The organism is Dehalococcoidia bacterium, assembly GCA_040902535.1.
GTDB lineage: Bacteria > Chloroflexota > Dehalococcoidia > DSTF01 > JACRBR01 > JBBDXD01.
Genome location: JBBDXD010000022.1, coordinates 194,321 through 208,325, shown reverse-complemented (window position 1 = coordinate 208,325; position 14,005 = coordinate 194,321). Strand labels below are relative to the sequence as shown.

Annotated in this window: 16 protein-coding genes; 6 read left to right on the top strand and 10 right to left on the bottom strand. The window is 65.8% G+C overall.

Features of this window, described 5'->3' with window-relative positions; translation table 11 throughout:
• Positions 1-2: 2 nt before the first annotated feature.
• From WEB52_12850 to WEB52_12810, 9 genes are all read right to left on the bottom strand, one after another.
• Complete coding sequence (locus WEB52_12850; GenBank protein MEX2227327.1) at positions 3-1,706, bottom strand: glucose-6-phosphate isomerase; 1,704 nt, start codon at positions 1,704-1,706, stop codon at positions 3-5.
• Positions 1,703-2,851, bottom strand: a complete 1,149-nt coding sequence (tal, locus tag WEB52_12845; GenBank protein MEX2227326.1) for a transaldolase — start codon at positions 2,849-2,851, stop codon at positions 1,703-1,705. Before tal ends, WEB52_12850 begins: the two co-directional genes overlap by 4 nt.
• Complete coding sequence (locus WEB52_12840; protein ID MEX2227325.1) at positions 2,851-3,324, bottom strand: RpiB/LacA/LacB family sugar-phosphate isomerase; 474 nt, start codon at positions 3,322-3,324, stop codon at positions 2,851-2,853. The genes tal and WEB52_12840 overlap by 1 nt, the downstream gene beginning before the upstream one ends.
• The gene (gene tkt, locus WEB52_12835) at positions 3,321-5,342 is read right to left on the bottom strand and encodes a transketolase (GenBank protein ID MEX2227324.1); all 2,022 of its coding nucleotides are present in this window, start codon (positions 5,340-5,342) and stop codon (positions 3,321-3,323) included. The genes WEB52_12840 and tkt overlap by 4 nt, the downstream gene beginning before the upstream one ends.
• Positions 5,343-5,565: 223 nt before the next feature.
• On the bottom strand, positions 5,566-5,862 hold the full coding sequence (locus WEB52_12830) for a YggT family protein (protein MEX2227323.1): 297 nt from the start codon (positions 5,860-5,862) through the stop codon (positions 5,566-5,568).
• On the bottom strand, positions 5,863-6,663 hold the full coding sequence (proC, locus tag WEB52_12825; GenBank protein MEX2227322.1) for a pyrroline-5-carboxylate reductase: 801 nt from the start codon (positions 6,661-6,663) through the stop codon (positions 5,863-5,865). It abuts the gene before it with no gap.
• A gap of 26 nt (positions 6,664-6,689) precedes the next feature.
• The gene (locus tag WEB52_12820) at positions 6,690-7,358 is read right to left on the bottom strand and encodes a YggS family pyridoxal phosphate-dependent enzyme (protein MEX2227321.1); all 669 of its coding nucleotides are present in this window, start codon (positions 7,356-7,358) and stop codon (positions 6,690-6,692) included.
• A 36-nt stretch (positions 7,359-7,394) separates the two neighbouring features.
• Positions 7,395-8,075 carry a response regulator transcription factor gene (locus WEB52_12815; GenBank protein ID MEX2227320.1) on the bottom strand — a complete coding sequence of 227 codons (681 nt, stop codon included), beginning with the start codon at positions 8,073-8,075 and terminating at the stop codon, positions 7,395-7,397.
• A 116-nt stretch (positions 8,076-8,191) separates the two neighbouring features.
• Positions 8,192-8,611: a DUF309 domain-containing protein gene (locus WEB52_12810; protein MEX2227319.1), complete on the bottom strand. Its 420-nt coding sequence runs from the start codon at positions 8,609-8,611 to the stop codon at positions 8,192-8,194.
• A 92-nt stretch (positions 8,612-8,703) separates the two neighbouring features.
• On the opposite strand from WEB52_12810, the gene WEB52_12805 reads away from it, so the two are divergent.
• The 6 genes from WEB52_12805 (at position 8,704) to WEB52_12780 (ending at position 12,614) form a co-directional block, all read left to right on the top strand.
• Positions 8,704-9,123 (top strand): Zn-ribbon domain-containing OB-fold protein, encoded by a 420-nt coding sequence (locus WEB52_12805; protein ID MEX2227318.1) that lies wholly within the window; start codon positions 8,704-8,706, stop codon positions 9,121-9,123.
• A 52-nt stretch (positions 9,124-9,175) separates the two neighbouring features.
• The gene (locus WEB52_12800) at positions 9,176-10,336 is read left to right on the top strand and encodes an acetyl-CoA acetyltransferase (protein MEX2227317.1); all 1,161 of its coding nucleotides are present in this window, start codon (positions 9,176-9,178) and stop codon (positions 10,334-10,336) included.
• A gap of 48 nt (positions 10,337-10,384) precedes the next feature.
• Entirely contained in the window at positions 10,385-10,672 is a 288-nt protein-coding gene (locus WEB52_12795; GenBank protein ID MEX2227316.1) for a hypothetical protein, read from the top strand.
• Entirely contained in the window at positions 10,650-11,108 is a 459-nt protein-coding gene (locus WEB52_12790; protein MEX2227315.1) for a PIN domain-containing protein, read from the top strand. Before WEB52_12795 ends, WEB52_12790 begins: the two co-directional genes overlap by 23 nt.
• Before the next feature lie 57 nt (positions 11,109-11,165).
• Positions 11,166-11,852 (top strand): PHP-associated domain-containing protein, encoded by a 687-nt coding sequence (locus WEB52_12785; protein ID MEX2227314.1) that lies wholly within the window; start codon positions 11,166-11,168, stop codon positions 11,850-11,852.
• A gap of 84 nt (positions 11,853-11,936) precedes the next feature.
• Positions 11,937-12,614: an MBL fold metallo-hydrolase gene (locus WEB52_12780; GenBank protein ID MEX2227313.1), complete on the top strand. Its 678-nt coding sequence runs from the start codon at positions 11,937-11,939 to the stop codon at positions 12,612-12,614.
• A gap of 48 nt (positions 12,615-12,662) precedes the next feature.
• Here WEB52_12780 and WEB52_12775 read toward each other — a convergent pair whose 3' ends face one another.
• Entirely contained in the window at positions 12,663-14,003 is a 1,341-nt protein-coding gene (locus WEB52_12775; protein ID MEX2227312.1) for a glycosyltransferase family 87 protein, read from the bottom strand.
• Positions 14,004-14,005 lie beyond the last annotated feature (2 nt).

The following is a 14,005-nucleotide window of genomic DNA, read 5'->3' as shown; positions in this document are numbered from 1 at the left end:
CGCTACCTCCGTCCGCCTGCTGCCGGCTGCCGCAGCGCGGTTCGGACGGCCGTCCGTAGCGTCGCGAGCCCCGCATCGATGTCAGTCCCCAGATGTACTCGAAGCACCGGCCGCCCGTGCGCCACCAGCGATTCGAAATCGCCGATCGCCTGTGCTCGTTTGAGCTGTCCGAACGTGTACTCCTTCCCCGGCACCTCGATGTCTCGAACGTCGGTGGCCGTCACCTCCAGGAAGACGCCGGCCGGCGGCCCGCCCTTGTGAAGCTGACCGGTGGAATGCAGGAAGCGCGGCCCGTAGCCGAGCGTCGTCGCGCAGCCGAGCGCATCGCGCACCACCGTCCGCATGTCTGCGAAGACCTCGTCGGATCCCGGCGTCTGTTGCAGATACGCCGTGATGGCGAAGTAATCCCGCTCGCCGATGCGCGCGAGGAGCGATTGCAAGGCGTGCAGCACATCGCGGTCGGGTTCGCGGCCGGGCGTCAGCGCCATCGGCGATCCGCCGTCGATGCCTGCGACGTCGAGCGTCCCGCGTGATGCGAACTCCGCCAGCCCGCGCGTCGTGTTGTCCTTCGATTCCTGCACGTTTGGCTCATCGAACGGGTTGATGCCCAGCACCTGTCCGGCGACCGCGACGGCGAACTCCCACCGAAACATCTCCGATGCAAGGTCGTAGCCGTCCTCCAACTCGATGACGGCGACCGGAAAGCCTTCGGCGATCAACGCGCCCGTGAGCGCATCGACCTCGGCGTCGTAGCCGCCCTCGAACCGCAATTCGATGAACACGCGGTCGTCGCCGTACTTCAGCGGCGACCCCCCAGGCTCGCCGGCAACGGGCAGGATGCCCGCACCCTCTTTGCCCGTGCTCTCGGCGATCAACTGCTCGAGCCACAGCCCGAACGAGGCGATCTCCGGCGACACAAGGAACGTCGCCTTGTCCCGCCCCTCACGGGCGAATTCGCCGAGCATGGCGCCGAGACGAAGCGCGGCACTGTCATCCACGCGCGCTTCGTCCATGGCGGCCAGTGCGCGCTCGAGCAAGCGCCGGACGTCGATGCCCGACGCGGCAGCGGGCACCAGGCCGAAGTACGACAGCGCCGAGTAGCGGCCGCCAATGTCCGAAGGGTTCGCGAAGATTCGGCGAAACTCATTCGTGCGCGCCACCTCGGCGAGCGGCGAGCCTTCGTCGGTGATCGCGACGAAGTTGGCGCCCGGCGTTCCATCAGTCAGCGCAGCGCGGACCTGCTCGTAGAAATACGCGAAGAGCACGTTCGGTTCGATCGTCCCGCCCGACTTCGACGAGACGAAGAACAGCGTCCCCGCCAGATCGACCTGCGAGTGGACGGCAAGGATCGACGCCGGGTCCGTCGTGTCGAGCACGTGCAGCGTCGGATACGTCTCGTCGCGCTCGACGCTCTGACGCAGCACCTCGGGCGCCAACGAACTGCCGCCCATCCCGAGCAGTACCGCCGATGTGAAGCCAGCGTCACGGACTTCCGCGGCAAACCGCTCGATCGTCTCGACGCGCTCGTGCATGTCTCGCGCCACATCGAGCCAACCGAGCCGGTTCGCGACCGACGCGGCGCGTGCGGGATCGCCGCCCCAGAACGCCGCATCGCGGCGCCAGATTCGGGCGGCGGCGCCTTCGCTGACCAGTTGTTGGATGCGCCGCTCGACCGCTTCTCCATGGCGGCCGAGCTCGAACTTCACGCCGCGCTCACCTTCCGGGCAATCTCTGCGGCCTTCCGCGCCGTGGTCTCACTGATCCCGCGGAACGACGTCGAGAACGATTCCACGCCTTCCTGCTGGAGTTGATCGGTCACGTCCTTTATGGAAATGTTAACCTCCGCCAGGTCCGCAAGCACGCGCTCGGCGTCCTCGTAGCGCTCGTCGACAGTGCGCCGGACGACCCCGTGGTCGCGGAACGCATCGATCGTTTGCGGCGGCATCGTGTTCACCGTGTCGGGCCCGATCAGCTCTTGCACGTACAGGATGTCGCTGTACGCGGCGTTCTTTGTGCCGGTGCTCGCCCACAGCGGCCGCTGCACCTTCGCGCCCTTCGCCTGGAGCTTCTTGAAGCGCTCGGAGCCGAAGACGCCCTGGAACTTGCGATAGGCTACCTTCGCGTTCGCCACCGCCCCTTTGCCCAGCAGCGAGCGCAGCTTCTCGCGCTCCGCCTCGCTCGTCGCAGCTTCAATCTTCGCATCGAGCAGCTTGTCGACGGCGGTGTCGACGCGGCTGACGAAGAAGCTTGCGACGGAGTTCGAGTCGCGCACGTCCTGGCCCTCTTCGATGCGCCGCTCGAGCCCGCGCACGTACGCTTCCATCACCCGCTCATGAAACTCGATCGCGAAGATCAGCGTGATATTGATGTTCACGCCGTCCGCGATGCACTGCTCGATCGCCGGCAGCCCTTCGTCGGTGGCCGGGATCTTCACCATCAGGTTCGGCCGGTCGATGAGCCGCCACCAGCGTTCGACTTCCTCGATCGTGGCCTGCGTCTGGAACGCCTTGTCCGGCGACACCTCGATGCTCACGAAGCCATCGGAGCCGCCCGAAGAGTCGTATACCGGCCGCAGGATGTCCGCCGCGTGCGAGATGTCCGTCACCGCGACGTGCTCGAACATCTCCTCGGGCTTGACGCCCTCGCGCACCAACTGCGCGATCTGCTCGTCGTAGTCGTCGGCAGCGCCGATCGCCTTCTCGAAGATCGTCGGGTTGGCGGTAACGCCGCGGATCCCGTCCTCTTCGACGTATCTCCGCAGACCGCCGTCATTGAGCATGTTCCGCCGAATAAAGTCGAGCCACGGCGCCTGCCGTTGCTTGTCGTAGAGTTCGCGTACCGCATTCGCCATTACACCTTCTCCTTCGCTCCGATGCCGCCCGCCTCCATCGCCATCACCTTCTCCAGCCGCCGCACATGCCGCTCATCGCCGGAGAACTCCGCTGCGACGAACGCCCGCACGACTTCGGCGACCAGTTCGGGACCGATGATGCGCGCTCCGATCGACAACACGTTCATATTGTCGTGCTCGACGCCCTGGTGCGCCGAGTACGTATCGTGGCAGACGCTGGAGCGGATGCCGATCATCTTACTCGCCGCGATCGCCGCGCCGACGCCACTGCCGCAGATCACGATACCGCGGTCAGCATTCCCCTGCTGGATCGCCCGCCCCACCGCTTCCGCGAAGTCCGGATAATCCACAGGCTCGGCGCTGTTCGTGCCCAGGTCGAGCGGCGTCGCGCCGCAGCGCTTGACCTCGTCGATCACGCGCTGCTTGAGCGGAAATCCCGCGTGATCCGCGGCCACGGCGATCCGCAGCGTCATGCTCGCACCCCGCTCAGCCGCTCGACGAGCGCGCCGACGCGCTTCGCCACGTTCTCCGCCGTGAACCCGAAGTTCTTGAGCACCGTCGCGCCCGGCGCCGACGCCCCGAACCGGTTGTGGATGCCGATAATGTCGCCGTCGTCACCAACCCAGCGCTGCCATCCAAGCGTCTCGCCCGCCTCGACGGACACGCGCGCACGGACACCCGCAGGCAGCACGTCGTTACGATACGCTTCGTCCTGCTTCTCGAAGAGTTCCCAGCACGGCATGCTCACGACGCGCGCGTGTACGCCCTGCTCCCCGAGCAGCGCCTGCGCCTCGACCGCGACCGACAACTCGCTGCCGGTTGCGATGATGATCGCGTCGATGCGGCCTTCAGGCGCATCGCTGAGTACGTATGCACCCCGCAGCACGCCCTGCGCCCGCCCGTTTGTGGTCGCTTGGAGTACGGGAAGTGCCTGCCGCGAGAGCGCGAGGGCGCTCGGGCCGCGATGCTCGATCGCCGCCTTCCACGCGTACGCCGTCTCGTTCGCATCGCCGGGCCGCAGGACCTGCAGGTGCGGCATCGCCCGCAGCGCCATCAGGTGTTCGATCGGCTGATGCGTCGGCCCGTCTTCGCCGAGGCCGACGCTATCGTGCGTGAAGACGAAGATGGACCGAAATTCGCTGAGCGCCGCGATGCGTATCGCCGGGCGATTGTAGTCGGAAAACACCAGGAACGTGCCGCCATACGGGATGACGCCGCCGTGCGCCGCCATGCCGTTGAGCGCGCCGCCCATCGCGTGCTCGCGCACGCCGTAGTAGACGTTGCGCCCGCCGGGTTCGTCCACGGTCATGTTCGGCTTGTCCTTGAGCAGCGTGCCGTTCGATTCGGCGAGGTCGGCCGAGCCTCCGACGAGCAGCGGCAGCGCGTCCGCGATCGCGTTCAGCACGTTGCCCGATGCCGCGCGCGTCGCCATCGGCTTGTCTGCGGCCGAGAACGAAGGGAGCGCCTGATCCCATCCGGAAGGCAGTTCTCCGGTGATCGCGCGCCTGAGCGTCGCCGACTCATCGGGGAATGCGCGGCTGTACGCTTCGAAGCGCCGGTCCCAATCGCGCTGCCACTGCGCGCCGCGCTCAAGCGCCTTGCGGAAGTGCGCGAGCGCCTCGTCCGGGATGTAAAACTCGCGGTCCTCGGGCCAGCCGTAGTTGCGCTTGGTGAGCTTCACCTCGTCGGCGCCCAGCGGGTTGCCGTGCGCCGCGCTGCTGTCCTGCTTGTTCGGGCTGCCGTAGCCGATGTGCGTCTGCGCGACGATGATCGAAGGGCGATCGTCGCCCTGCGCCGCGCAAATCGCGCCATCGACAGCGTCGTAGTCCATCCCGTCGATCTGCTGCACGTGCCAGCCGTACGCCTCGAACCGCTTGCCGACGTCCTCGCTGAACGACAGGCTCGTCGGACCGTCGAGCGAGACCTCGTTCGCGTCGTACAGCAGGATCAGCTTGCCGAGGCGCTGGTGTCCGGAAAGCGACGCCGACTCGTGGGAGATGCCTTCCATCATGTCGCCGTCGCTCACTAGCACGTACGTGTAGTGGTCGACGATCTCGTGACCGGGCCGGTTGAACGTCGCGGCCAGGAATCGCTCAGCCATCGCCATCCCGACCGACGCCCCGAACCCCTGCCCCAAAGGCCCCGTCGTCGTCTCGATGCCGGGCGCCAGTCCCTTTTCGGGGTGCCCCGCCGTCGGGCTCAGCCATTGACGGAAGTTCTTGATGTCGTCGAGCGAAACGCCGTACCCCGTCAGGTGCAAGAGGCTGTACAGCAGCATCGAAGCGTGCCCCGCCGACAGCACGAATCTGTCGCGGTCGAACCACCTGGGGTCGGCAGGATTGTGCTTCAGAAAGCGGTCCCACAGCACGTACGCCATCAGGCCGGCGCCCATCGGCGCGCCTGGGTGCCCGGAATTGGCCTTCTGCACCGCGTCGATCGCGAGCGTGCGGATCGTGTTTACGGCCAGTTCGTCGAGACGGCGGTCCGCCATGCGGCGCCCTTTCCAGCTGTGCCCGGCACGGCCGTCCGGGAGGGAGACGATGCGAGATGATCCGCAAGGAGGGCCGGCAAACGAGGGGTGGACATCCGGAACAACGGACAAGCCTGAAATCGGTGCTTCCGTGCGGCTCTCGTTGAAGTATAGCGGGCCATTCGCGTATAAGGCTTCGCAATTATGTTGGCTGCGAGGGCTACCGTTGCAGCCGCATTGCGGCCTAGAAGCCGCCGTCGATCACCATCTGTTGCAGCGCGATCGACACCACCCGCAGCAGGATCAGCGTGACGATCGGCGAGATGTCGAACATGCCGATCCGCGGCAAGATGCGCCTGATCGGGTCCAGGATCGGCTCCGTGATGGCATGGAGCGCCTGGACCATCGGGTTGGACGGGTCGAGGTTGAACCAGCTCAGCAGCACGCGTATGAACACGGCGACGACTAGGAGGTTGAAGAAAAGACAGATCACCTGTGCCGTGCTCGTCGCGTCATCGACACAGCCGCCCCCGAAGAACATCTAGGCCCCCAGCTCCTTCGACCGCTCGTACGCCGCCTCGACCGCATCGATGATCGCGCCGCGGATCCCCGCCGACTCCAGGGCGATCAGCCCCGCCGCCGTCGTGCCCGCCGGCGAGGTCACCTCGTTGCGGAGCGCCGCCGGGTGCTTGCCCGTCGCCTCCGCATACTTCACCGAGCCGATGAATGTCTGCAGCGCGAGCATCTCCGCGACGTTGCGCTTGAACCCGACGTGTACGCCCGCATCGATGAACGCCTCCAGCAACAAAAAGATGAAGCCCGGACCGCTGGCCGACAGCGCGGTCGCCATGTCGAGATACTTCTCGTCGTCGACGTAGATCTCGCGGCCCATCGCGCTCAGGATCGAAGCGACTTGCTCCCGCGTGGCCGCTTCGACCTCCGGCGTCGCGATCCACACGCTGATCCCCTCGCCGACGGCCGCCGGCGTGTTCGGCATCACGCGCACGATGCTCGCGTGGCGGAGCGCGCGTGCGATCTTGTCGACCGGCACGCCCGCCATGATCGACACGATCGTCTGCTCGCGGTGAAACGCCCCTTCGAGCCTGTGCGCCGCGGCTTCGAACTCTTGCGGTTTGATCGCCAGGATCACGATGTCGGCGCCATCGACAGCGACCTTCGCATCGGACGTCGTGCGCACCTTGTGGGCGCCCTGCACGATGGCGCAGCGGTCCTCGTTAATCTCGGCCACGCAGACATCGTCCGGCTGCACGACACCGCGCGAGATCGTCGCGCTCAGCATCGCTTCGCCCATGAATCCGCAGCCGATGAGTCCGAGTTTCATAGCCAGATCGGGCGCCGCGCGCCGGGTCATCCCTCCCGGGGGCCGAAGATCGCGCGCCCGATGCGGACGACCGTGGCGCCCTCCTCGACGGCGACCTCGTAGTCGTCCGTCATGCCCATCGAAAGCTCTCGCAGCCCGATGGCATCGCGCAGTTCGCGCAGCGTCCGGAAGACCGGACGCACGTCCTCCGGATCATCGACCATGGGCGCCACGGTCATCAGACCCGCAAGTTCGATGTTAGGGAGCCTCCCAATGGCCTCAGCGAGGGCCGGCGCCGCCGGGGGCGGCACTCCCTGCTTGGTCGCCTCGCCCGCGATGTTCACTTCCAGGAACACTCGCACGGGCCGGTCCGCACGTGCGCTGATCGCTTCGCCAAGCCGTTCCGAGTCAACGCCGTGGAGTATATCAAAGAGGCTCAGCGCGGCCCGCACCTTGTTGCCCTGCAAGTGGCCCAGCAGATGCCATACCGGTGTGACGCCCGTTGCGCGCAGTTCCTCGATCTTCGTTGCGCCTTCTTGCACCCGATTCTCGCCGAAGTCGCGTTGCCCGGCGGCATACGCTTCGGCGATGCTCCGCGCGGCGTGCGTCTTCGATACGGCGACCAGCGTCACGGAGGAAGCGTCGCGTGACGCGCGATCGCACGCGTCCGCGATCCGCGAACGCACCCGCTCGAGCCGCAGGCCGATGTCACTCATCCAACAGGTGTATCGCACGCACGGCGCGCGCGCGAATCAGGCGCGCAGCGAGTAACCGATGCCACGCACGGTGTGGATAAGCGACTTGTCGAAACCCTTATCGATCTTGTTTCGCAGGTAGTGGATGTAGATGTCCACAACGTTGCTGGCGAAGTCGCGGTCGTACTGCCACACCTGGTCGAGGATCTGCGAGCGCGTCAGGACTTCACCCTGGTGCCGCAGCAGGAGTTCCAGCAACTGGAACTCCTTGACGGTCAGCTCGATGTCGTGGCCGCCGCGGCGGGCGCTGTGCCGCGTCACGTCCAGCACGAGGTCCGCTGCCCGCAGCTGCTGGCCGCTTGCGGCGCCGTTCACCTTCGACGACCGCCGCGTGAGGGCGCGCACCCGCGCCAGCAACTCCGCGACGGCGAAGGGCTTGAGCATGTAGTCGTCGGCGCCCGCGTCCAGCCCCTTCACGCGGTCTTCGACCTCCACGCGCGCCGTCATCATCAGCACCGGTGTTTGGACGCCGTCCAGGCGCAGCCGGCGGCACAGTTCGAAGCCGTCCAGCTCGGGCAGCATGATGTCCAGCACCATGACGTCGAACTCGGCCCCCGTCGCGATGTTCAGTGCCTGTGCGCCGTCGCTCACTACGATCGTCTCGTAGCCCTCTTCCTCGAACACGCGCCTGACTGCGCGGCCCAGTCGCAGGTCGTCTTCGGCCAGCAGGATTTTCATGGTCGCGTCGAACCCTCCGCACGTAAGTATCCGCAGCACGGCGCCTCATGGCAGCCGTCCAGCATCACAGAGTTCTCACATCTGCGGCCAATCGGACCGTAATTTGGCGATGCTGCTCAGTCCGGCGAAAACGCGATCTTCCGCACGCGTGCTGCGTCCCATTCCAGGAACCGTTCCGGCCCCAGGGCGGCGAACTCAGTGCGGGCAGCTTCCAGGTCGCGCGCGAACCCCGCGATGTCGACGCCAAAGCGCTCCGGCTCAGCGCGGGACAGCTTGTCGATCGCCGCATCGAGCAGCTTCAGGACGCCTGGATATTCGCCGCGCACCATGTGTACGAATGCCGCCGCCGCCTGGATGAAGCCCTGGAACAGTTCCCGCTCCGGGAATGGTGTCACCATCCAGAGGTCCTCGAGCGTCTCGTGCGACTCGAAGTACCAGCCGTCGTTGAACTGCTGCAGCGCCGCGTAGAACTCGTCGAGCCGCGCCTGCAGTTCGACGGCCGTGAGCAACGGCTGATTGCGAGGCGTGACCGGCACCCATGTCCTCCCACCCATTTGAACGCAACGCGACCCTGCGGTTATTGTATCGAGCGCCCTGCCGCGGAGGGTGCCGCACGGTAGGAGCAGGCATGGCCGAGTATCAGAAACCCGTCCCGTATCCATCGCCCGAGACACAGCCGTTCTGGGACGCATGCAAACGGCACGAGCTATCGCTGCCGTACTGCACCAATTGCAGCGCGTTCTTCTTCTACCCGCGGCAGTTCTGCCCGACGTGCTTCAACTGGAACATCGAATGGCGGACGTGCAGCGGCAAGGGCGCGCTCTACACGTTCGCGATCCAGTACAGGCCGCAGATGCCCGGATTCACGCCGCCGTACGTGACGGCGATCGTCCAACTCGATGAAGGGCCGCGCCTCATGACGAACCTCGTCGGCGTAGAGCCGGCGCCCGAGAACATTCGCTGCGGCATGCCGGTCGAGGTCGTCTGGGAAGACGCCACCGACGAGATCACGTTGCCGTTCTTCAAGCCATCGCAGTCCTCACAATGAACGCAGCAACCGCCTCCTGCGATACCAACCCGCGTCCGGAAGGGAAGACTCGATGACGCTCAAGAACAAGGTCGCCATCGTCGGCGCCGACGAGACGGACCGCATCGGCATCGTGCCTGACATGACGCCTTTGATGATGCACGCCGAAGCGGCGCGTAACGCGCTTCGCGATGCTGGCATCGACAAGTCAGAGGTCGATGCTGTCTTCACGTGCGGCATCGGCGGCATGGCCAGCGTGCAGCTTTGCGAATACCTCGGCATCATCCCGATGTACACCGACAACACGATGACCGGCGGGTCGTCGTTCGTCATCCACGTGGAGCACGCCGCCGCAGCCATCAACGCCGGCCTCTGCAACGTTGCGCTGATCACGCACGGCGAGACGGGGCTCTCCGGACGAAACCGGCGCGGCCCGCGCGGCGGTGGCTTCTTTGATGCCACGCTGCCCTCGGCGCAGTTCGAGATGCCGTTCGGCGTCGGCGGGCCGCCGAGCACGTACTCCATGGCGGCGATGCGTCACATGCACGAGTACGGCACCACGTCCGAACAACTGGCGGAGATCGCGGTCGCGACGCGCAAGTGGGCGCAGCTCAACCCCCGGGCGATGATGCGCGATCCCTTGTCGATCGAAGACGTGCTTTCCTCGCGCTGGATCGCGTACCCGTTCCACATCTACGACTGCTGCCTCGTCACCGATGCCGGCGGCGCCGTCGTGGTGGTCGGCGCCGACCGCGCGCGCGAGATGGCGAAGAAGCCGGTCTGGGTGCTCGGTTCCGGCGAGGCCAGCACGCACCAGTCACTGCTGGGCATGCCCGACCTCACGCAGACGCCCGCGCGCTACTCCGGCAAGGCGGCGTTCGAGATGGCCGGCGTCACGCACGCGGCCATCGACGTCGTGGAGGTGTATGACTCGTTCACGTACACAGCGCTCGTAACGATCGAAGAACTGGGCTTCTGCGCGAAGGGCGAAGGCGGCCCGTTCCTCTCGAACCAGCGCAGTGCGCCGGGCGGTGACTTTCCGATGAACACGAACGGCGGCGGGCTGTCCTACACGCATCCGGGCATGTACGGCATGTTCATCCTGATCGAAGCCGTCCGCCAACTTTGGGGCGAGTGCGGCGACCGCCAGGTGCCCGATGCGAAGCTCGCGTGCGTGAACGCCACCGGCGGCCTGCTGAGCGCCACCGGCACGCTGATCCTCGGCGTGGACTAAGAAACAATAGATGTATAAGTGATGTATAATGCGCTTGGAGGCACAGCCATGGCGATGACCCGCAAGCAGCTTTACCTGCCGGAGCGCATGGACCGCCAACTCAAGAAGGAAGCGAAGCGTCGCGGCATCTCTGAGGCCGCGCTGATTCGAGAGCGCCTTGAGCATACTTGCACCGAACTGCGCCCGGCCACGGACAAGGCGATAGAACGGCGTTTCATCCAGACTCTCCGCAAGGCTCGTCGGGAAGCACAAAAATACGTCGGGAACGAACCCGCGTGGAAGTTCAATCGCGACGACGCCCATGAGGAGCGGCTTGAACGTCAGATGCCTCGTTGACACGAACGTCTTGGTCTATGCGGTCGACCCTCGGAGCGGCGCAAAGTCAATTACAGCAAACGAGATTCTCGAAGGTCTCGCCTCGCGAAGGGACGCCGTCACAACGGCACAGGTGGTTTCAGAGTTCTACAGTGCCGTCACGCGGCCGAGGGAAGGGTCGCCGTTGCTCCAGCCCGCGGGAGCTATTGCCTGGCTTGGAGATTGGATTTTTCTCACTGTGTTCATCGATCTGACGCTGGCCATCGCTGAGGAGGCCATCCGTGCCGCACACCTCCACCGGATGAACATCTACGATGCGCAGATGTGGGCTGCGGCAAAGATCCACGCGATCCCTGTACTAATCACCGAGGATCTTCAATCTCGGCCGCAAATCGAGGGCGTGCGCTACGTGAACCCGTTTGCGCCGTCCTTCGCACCGGCGCCCATCGGACTCTAGCACCAGAACCGACGTTCGCTATACTCCCACGTCCCCAGCGAGCACCGGGAATCTACTTTGCTGATCGATTTACACACGCACACACGTCCCCTCTCCTGGGACTCGTATCTCTCGCCGGACGACCTCATCGAACGCTCGCGGCAGGCCGGGCTCGATGCCATCTGCCTCAGCGAGCACGACTACCTCTGGGATCCGGACGACGTCGCGAAGCTGGCGAAGCGCCACAATTACCTGGTGCTCCCTGCGATCGAGATCAACACCGACGACGGCCACATCCTCGTATACGGCATCACGAAGTACGTCTACGGCATGCACCGTTCCCACGAACTCGCCCACCATGTCGAAGCCGCCAACGGCGCCATGGTGGCCGCGCACCCCTATCGCCGCCAGATGCCCTGGTACATGGAGAACGAGCGGGACTATCAGGACGCGCTCGTGCGCGCTTCGCAGAATCCCGCCTACAGGTACTGTGCCGCGCTCGAAAAGATCAACGGGCGCGGCACCACCAAGGAGAACAAGTTCTCCGCCGATCTCTGCGACTACATGGAGGTCGCCGGCACCGCCGGCACGGACTCGCACTCGCGCAGCGATATCGGCCGCTGCGCCACGAACTTCGAGCGCGACGTGAACGACGTTGCCGGCCTCATCGAAGAGCTAAAGGCCGGCCGCTTCGATGCCGTGGACCTCACCGGCAAGCCCCACCGCCTCGACCTCACCGCGCTCTCCTCCGGCGAAACAGCGTAGCCCTCCGCAGACCGGACCAGCACCGGCCTGCGATTCGGCTGCGCGGCGATTGACGCAGCGCCATGCGGCCGATACCGTCGCGCCATGCGCGAAGTCGCCGACGGCATCTATTCGATCGATGGCCTGAAAACCGGGCGCAGCTACCTGATCGACGAGTCCGACGGCGTCACGCTCGTCGATACGAGCAGCCCCAACGCCGCAGATCGCATTCTCGACGCGCTCGCGACGCTCGGCCGCCTACCCGCCGACCTGCGCACGATCGTCGCCACCCACTATCACGACGACCACACAGGCAACGTCGCGGCGCTCGTCGAGCGCAGCGGCGCCCAACTCCTGGCCCACGTCGAAGACGCGCCGTACATCGATGGGCGCAAGCCATGGCGTCACCTCGACATAGGCCCGTTCGACGTCAGCACGCCGGAGTCGCGGCACTACACGCTCACCGTCGACCGCCAGGTCCGCGCGGGCGAAGTGCTGCCGGTCGCCGGCGGGCTCGAAGCCCTGCACACGCCCGGACACACGCCGGGCAGCATCTCGCTGTACTCGCGGGAGCGCGGCGTGCTGTTCACCGGCGACGCCATCGGCAATTGGTTCGGCCTGCAACTGCCCATGCCGATGCCGAGCCACGACATGGAAGAGGCGAAGCGCAGCGTGCACAAACTCGCCGCCCTGGACTACGAGGTCGCGCTGCCGGGCCACGGCAACCCGGTTTTGGGCCGCGCCAGCCAGAAGATCGCACACTGGGCGAAACGCTGGTTGTGACGGACGCGCCGGCTCCCCGTTCACACACAGCGCTCGCCAACCCGAGCCTCACACCGATCGCGATGCCACCGCCGTCGCTGAAGGACGCGACGACGCGACCTCGTCGGCGAGCGCACGTTGTTCCTCGTCTTGCCGCCTGCCGAGCCGCCACCGCGACTCGAGCAGCAGTCCGAGGATCACCACGCCTCCGAAGAAGTAGTGCGAAATGAGCACGCGCGGCACGAGCCACTCCAGGATCGGATAGTCGGGGTCGATGAAGATCACCGGCGGCGAGATCAACACGACGCCGGCGATCGCCGCAGCCAGTCGAAGACGCGTCCACGGCAATCCGAGCGTCCCGGCGATCATCAATCCAACTGGTAAGAGCAGCAGCAGGTAGTAGTGCGTCCACGACGTCGGCGCCAGCAGCAGCGCAAGACAGAGCGCGGTACACGCATCGACCAGTTCTGCGGACGCGTTCGTGCGACGTCCGCGCCACATCACGTAGCCCGCGCCGACGAGTATCATACCCGCGATCGCCGTCCGGAGCGTGCGGAACCCCGCGCCCAGGCTCTCGATCGGCACGAAGCGGTCGAGGTAATCGTCGGTCCAGAAGCGCGCCAGCACGCCATCGAGAGACTGCACGTTTTCCGCCCCGAGCGGGTGTTCCGAGTAGGGTCGCACGGAGTAGTCGTACCAATCGCGGTGCAGGTCAAGACCATACAGCGCGAGCGACAACCCGCCGGCCAGCGCGCCCGTCATCGCGAACGTCGCAATGAAGCTCCAGCGCTCTCGCATCACGAACGGCAATGCGATGAGGCCCAGCGGCGGTTTGATGAGTGTCGCGGCGGCCAAAAACACGCCCGCCCAGCCGTAGCGCCGGCTGCGCACGCAGAAGGCCATGCCGATCAACATCAGCAAGACGACGTGGCTCGTATTGCCCTCGCGCAGGCTGTAGTAGAGCGGGCCGCTGATCACAAACGCACCCGCAAGCAACAACGCGCGCTCGCCCGACAGCCCGGCGAACCACACCAGCGCCGCAAACGATGCCACCACCGCAGCAATGCCCAGCGCCGTCATCAGCGCGCCGGCCGTATCGACGCTCATCAACGTAAACGGCGCGAAGAGCCACGCAATGATCGGAATGTTGACGAACCGCAGCGGTTCGTCACCCGCATACAGTTCATCCGGGTCGTCGCGGATGAACTCGCCGCCGGGATAGTAGGCACGTTTGAAATCGTTCAGGAAGACTTCGGGCTGCGAATAATTCCAGATGACCGCCGCCAGGACCGCGGCGAAAATGGCGTACACGCCCCACGTCACGATCAGAGGGTGCCGCAGCCGCCGCGAAACGTAACCGGCGCCAAGCCCGGCGAGGATCACCGCCGCGTACAGCGCGTAGACCTTCATCG

What these genes read in the sequence shown, in the direction of transcription:
- tal (MEX2227326.1), bottom strand. Translation starts at nt 2,851, where the DNA reads ATGGCGAATGCGGTACGCGAACTCTACGACAAGCAACGGCAGGCGCCG.
- WEB52_12840 (MEX2227325.1), bottom strand. Translation starts at nt 3,324, where the DNA reads ATGACGCTGCGGATCGCCGTGGCCGCGGATCACGCGGGATTTCCGCTC.
- tkt (MEX2227324.1), bottom strand. Translation starts at nt 5,342, where the DNA reads ATGGCGGACCGCCGTCTCGACGAACTGGCCGTAAACACGATCCGCACG.
- WEB52_12830 (MEX2227323.1), bottom strand. Translation starts at nt 5,862, where the DNA reads ATGTTCTTCGGGGGCGGCTGTGTCGATGACGCGACGAGCACGGCACAG.
- proC (MEX2227322.1), bottom strand. Translation starts at nt 6,663, where the DNA reads ATGAAACTCGGACTCATCGGCTGCGGATTCATGGGCGAAGCGATGCTG.
- WEB52_12820 (MEX2227321.1), bottom strand. Translation starts at nt 7,358, where the DNA reads ATGAGTGACATCGGCCTGCGGCTCGAGCGGGTGCGTTCGCGGATCGCG.
- WEB52_12815 (MEX2227320.1), bottom strand. Translation starts at nt 8,075, where the DNA reads ATGAAAATCCTGCTGGCCGAAGACGACCTGCGACTGGGCCGCGCAGTC.
- WEB52_12805 (MEX2227318.1), top strand. Translation starts at nt 8,704, where the DNA reads ATGGCCGAGTATCAGAAACCCGTCCCGTATCCATCGCCCGAGACACAG.
- WEB52_12800 (MEX2227317.1), top strand. Translation starts at nt 9,176, where the DNA reads ATGACGCTCAAGAACAAGGTCGCCATCGTCGGCGCCGACGAGACGGAC.
- WEB52_12795 (MEX2227316.1), top strand. Translation starts at nt 10,385, where the DNA reads ATGGCGATGACCCGCAAGCAGCTTTACCTGCCGGAGCGCATGGACCGC.
- WEB52_12780 (MEX2227313.1), top strand. Translation starts at nt 11,937, where the DNA reads ATGCGCGAAGTCGCCGACGGCATCTATTCGATCGATGGCCTGAAAACC.
- WEB52_12775 (MEX2227312.1), bottom strand. Translation starts at nt 14,003, where the DNA reads ATGAAGGTCTACGCGCTGTACGCGGCGGTGATCCTCGCCGGGCTTGGC.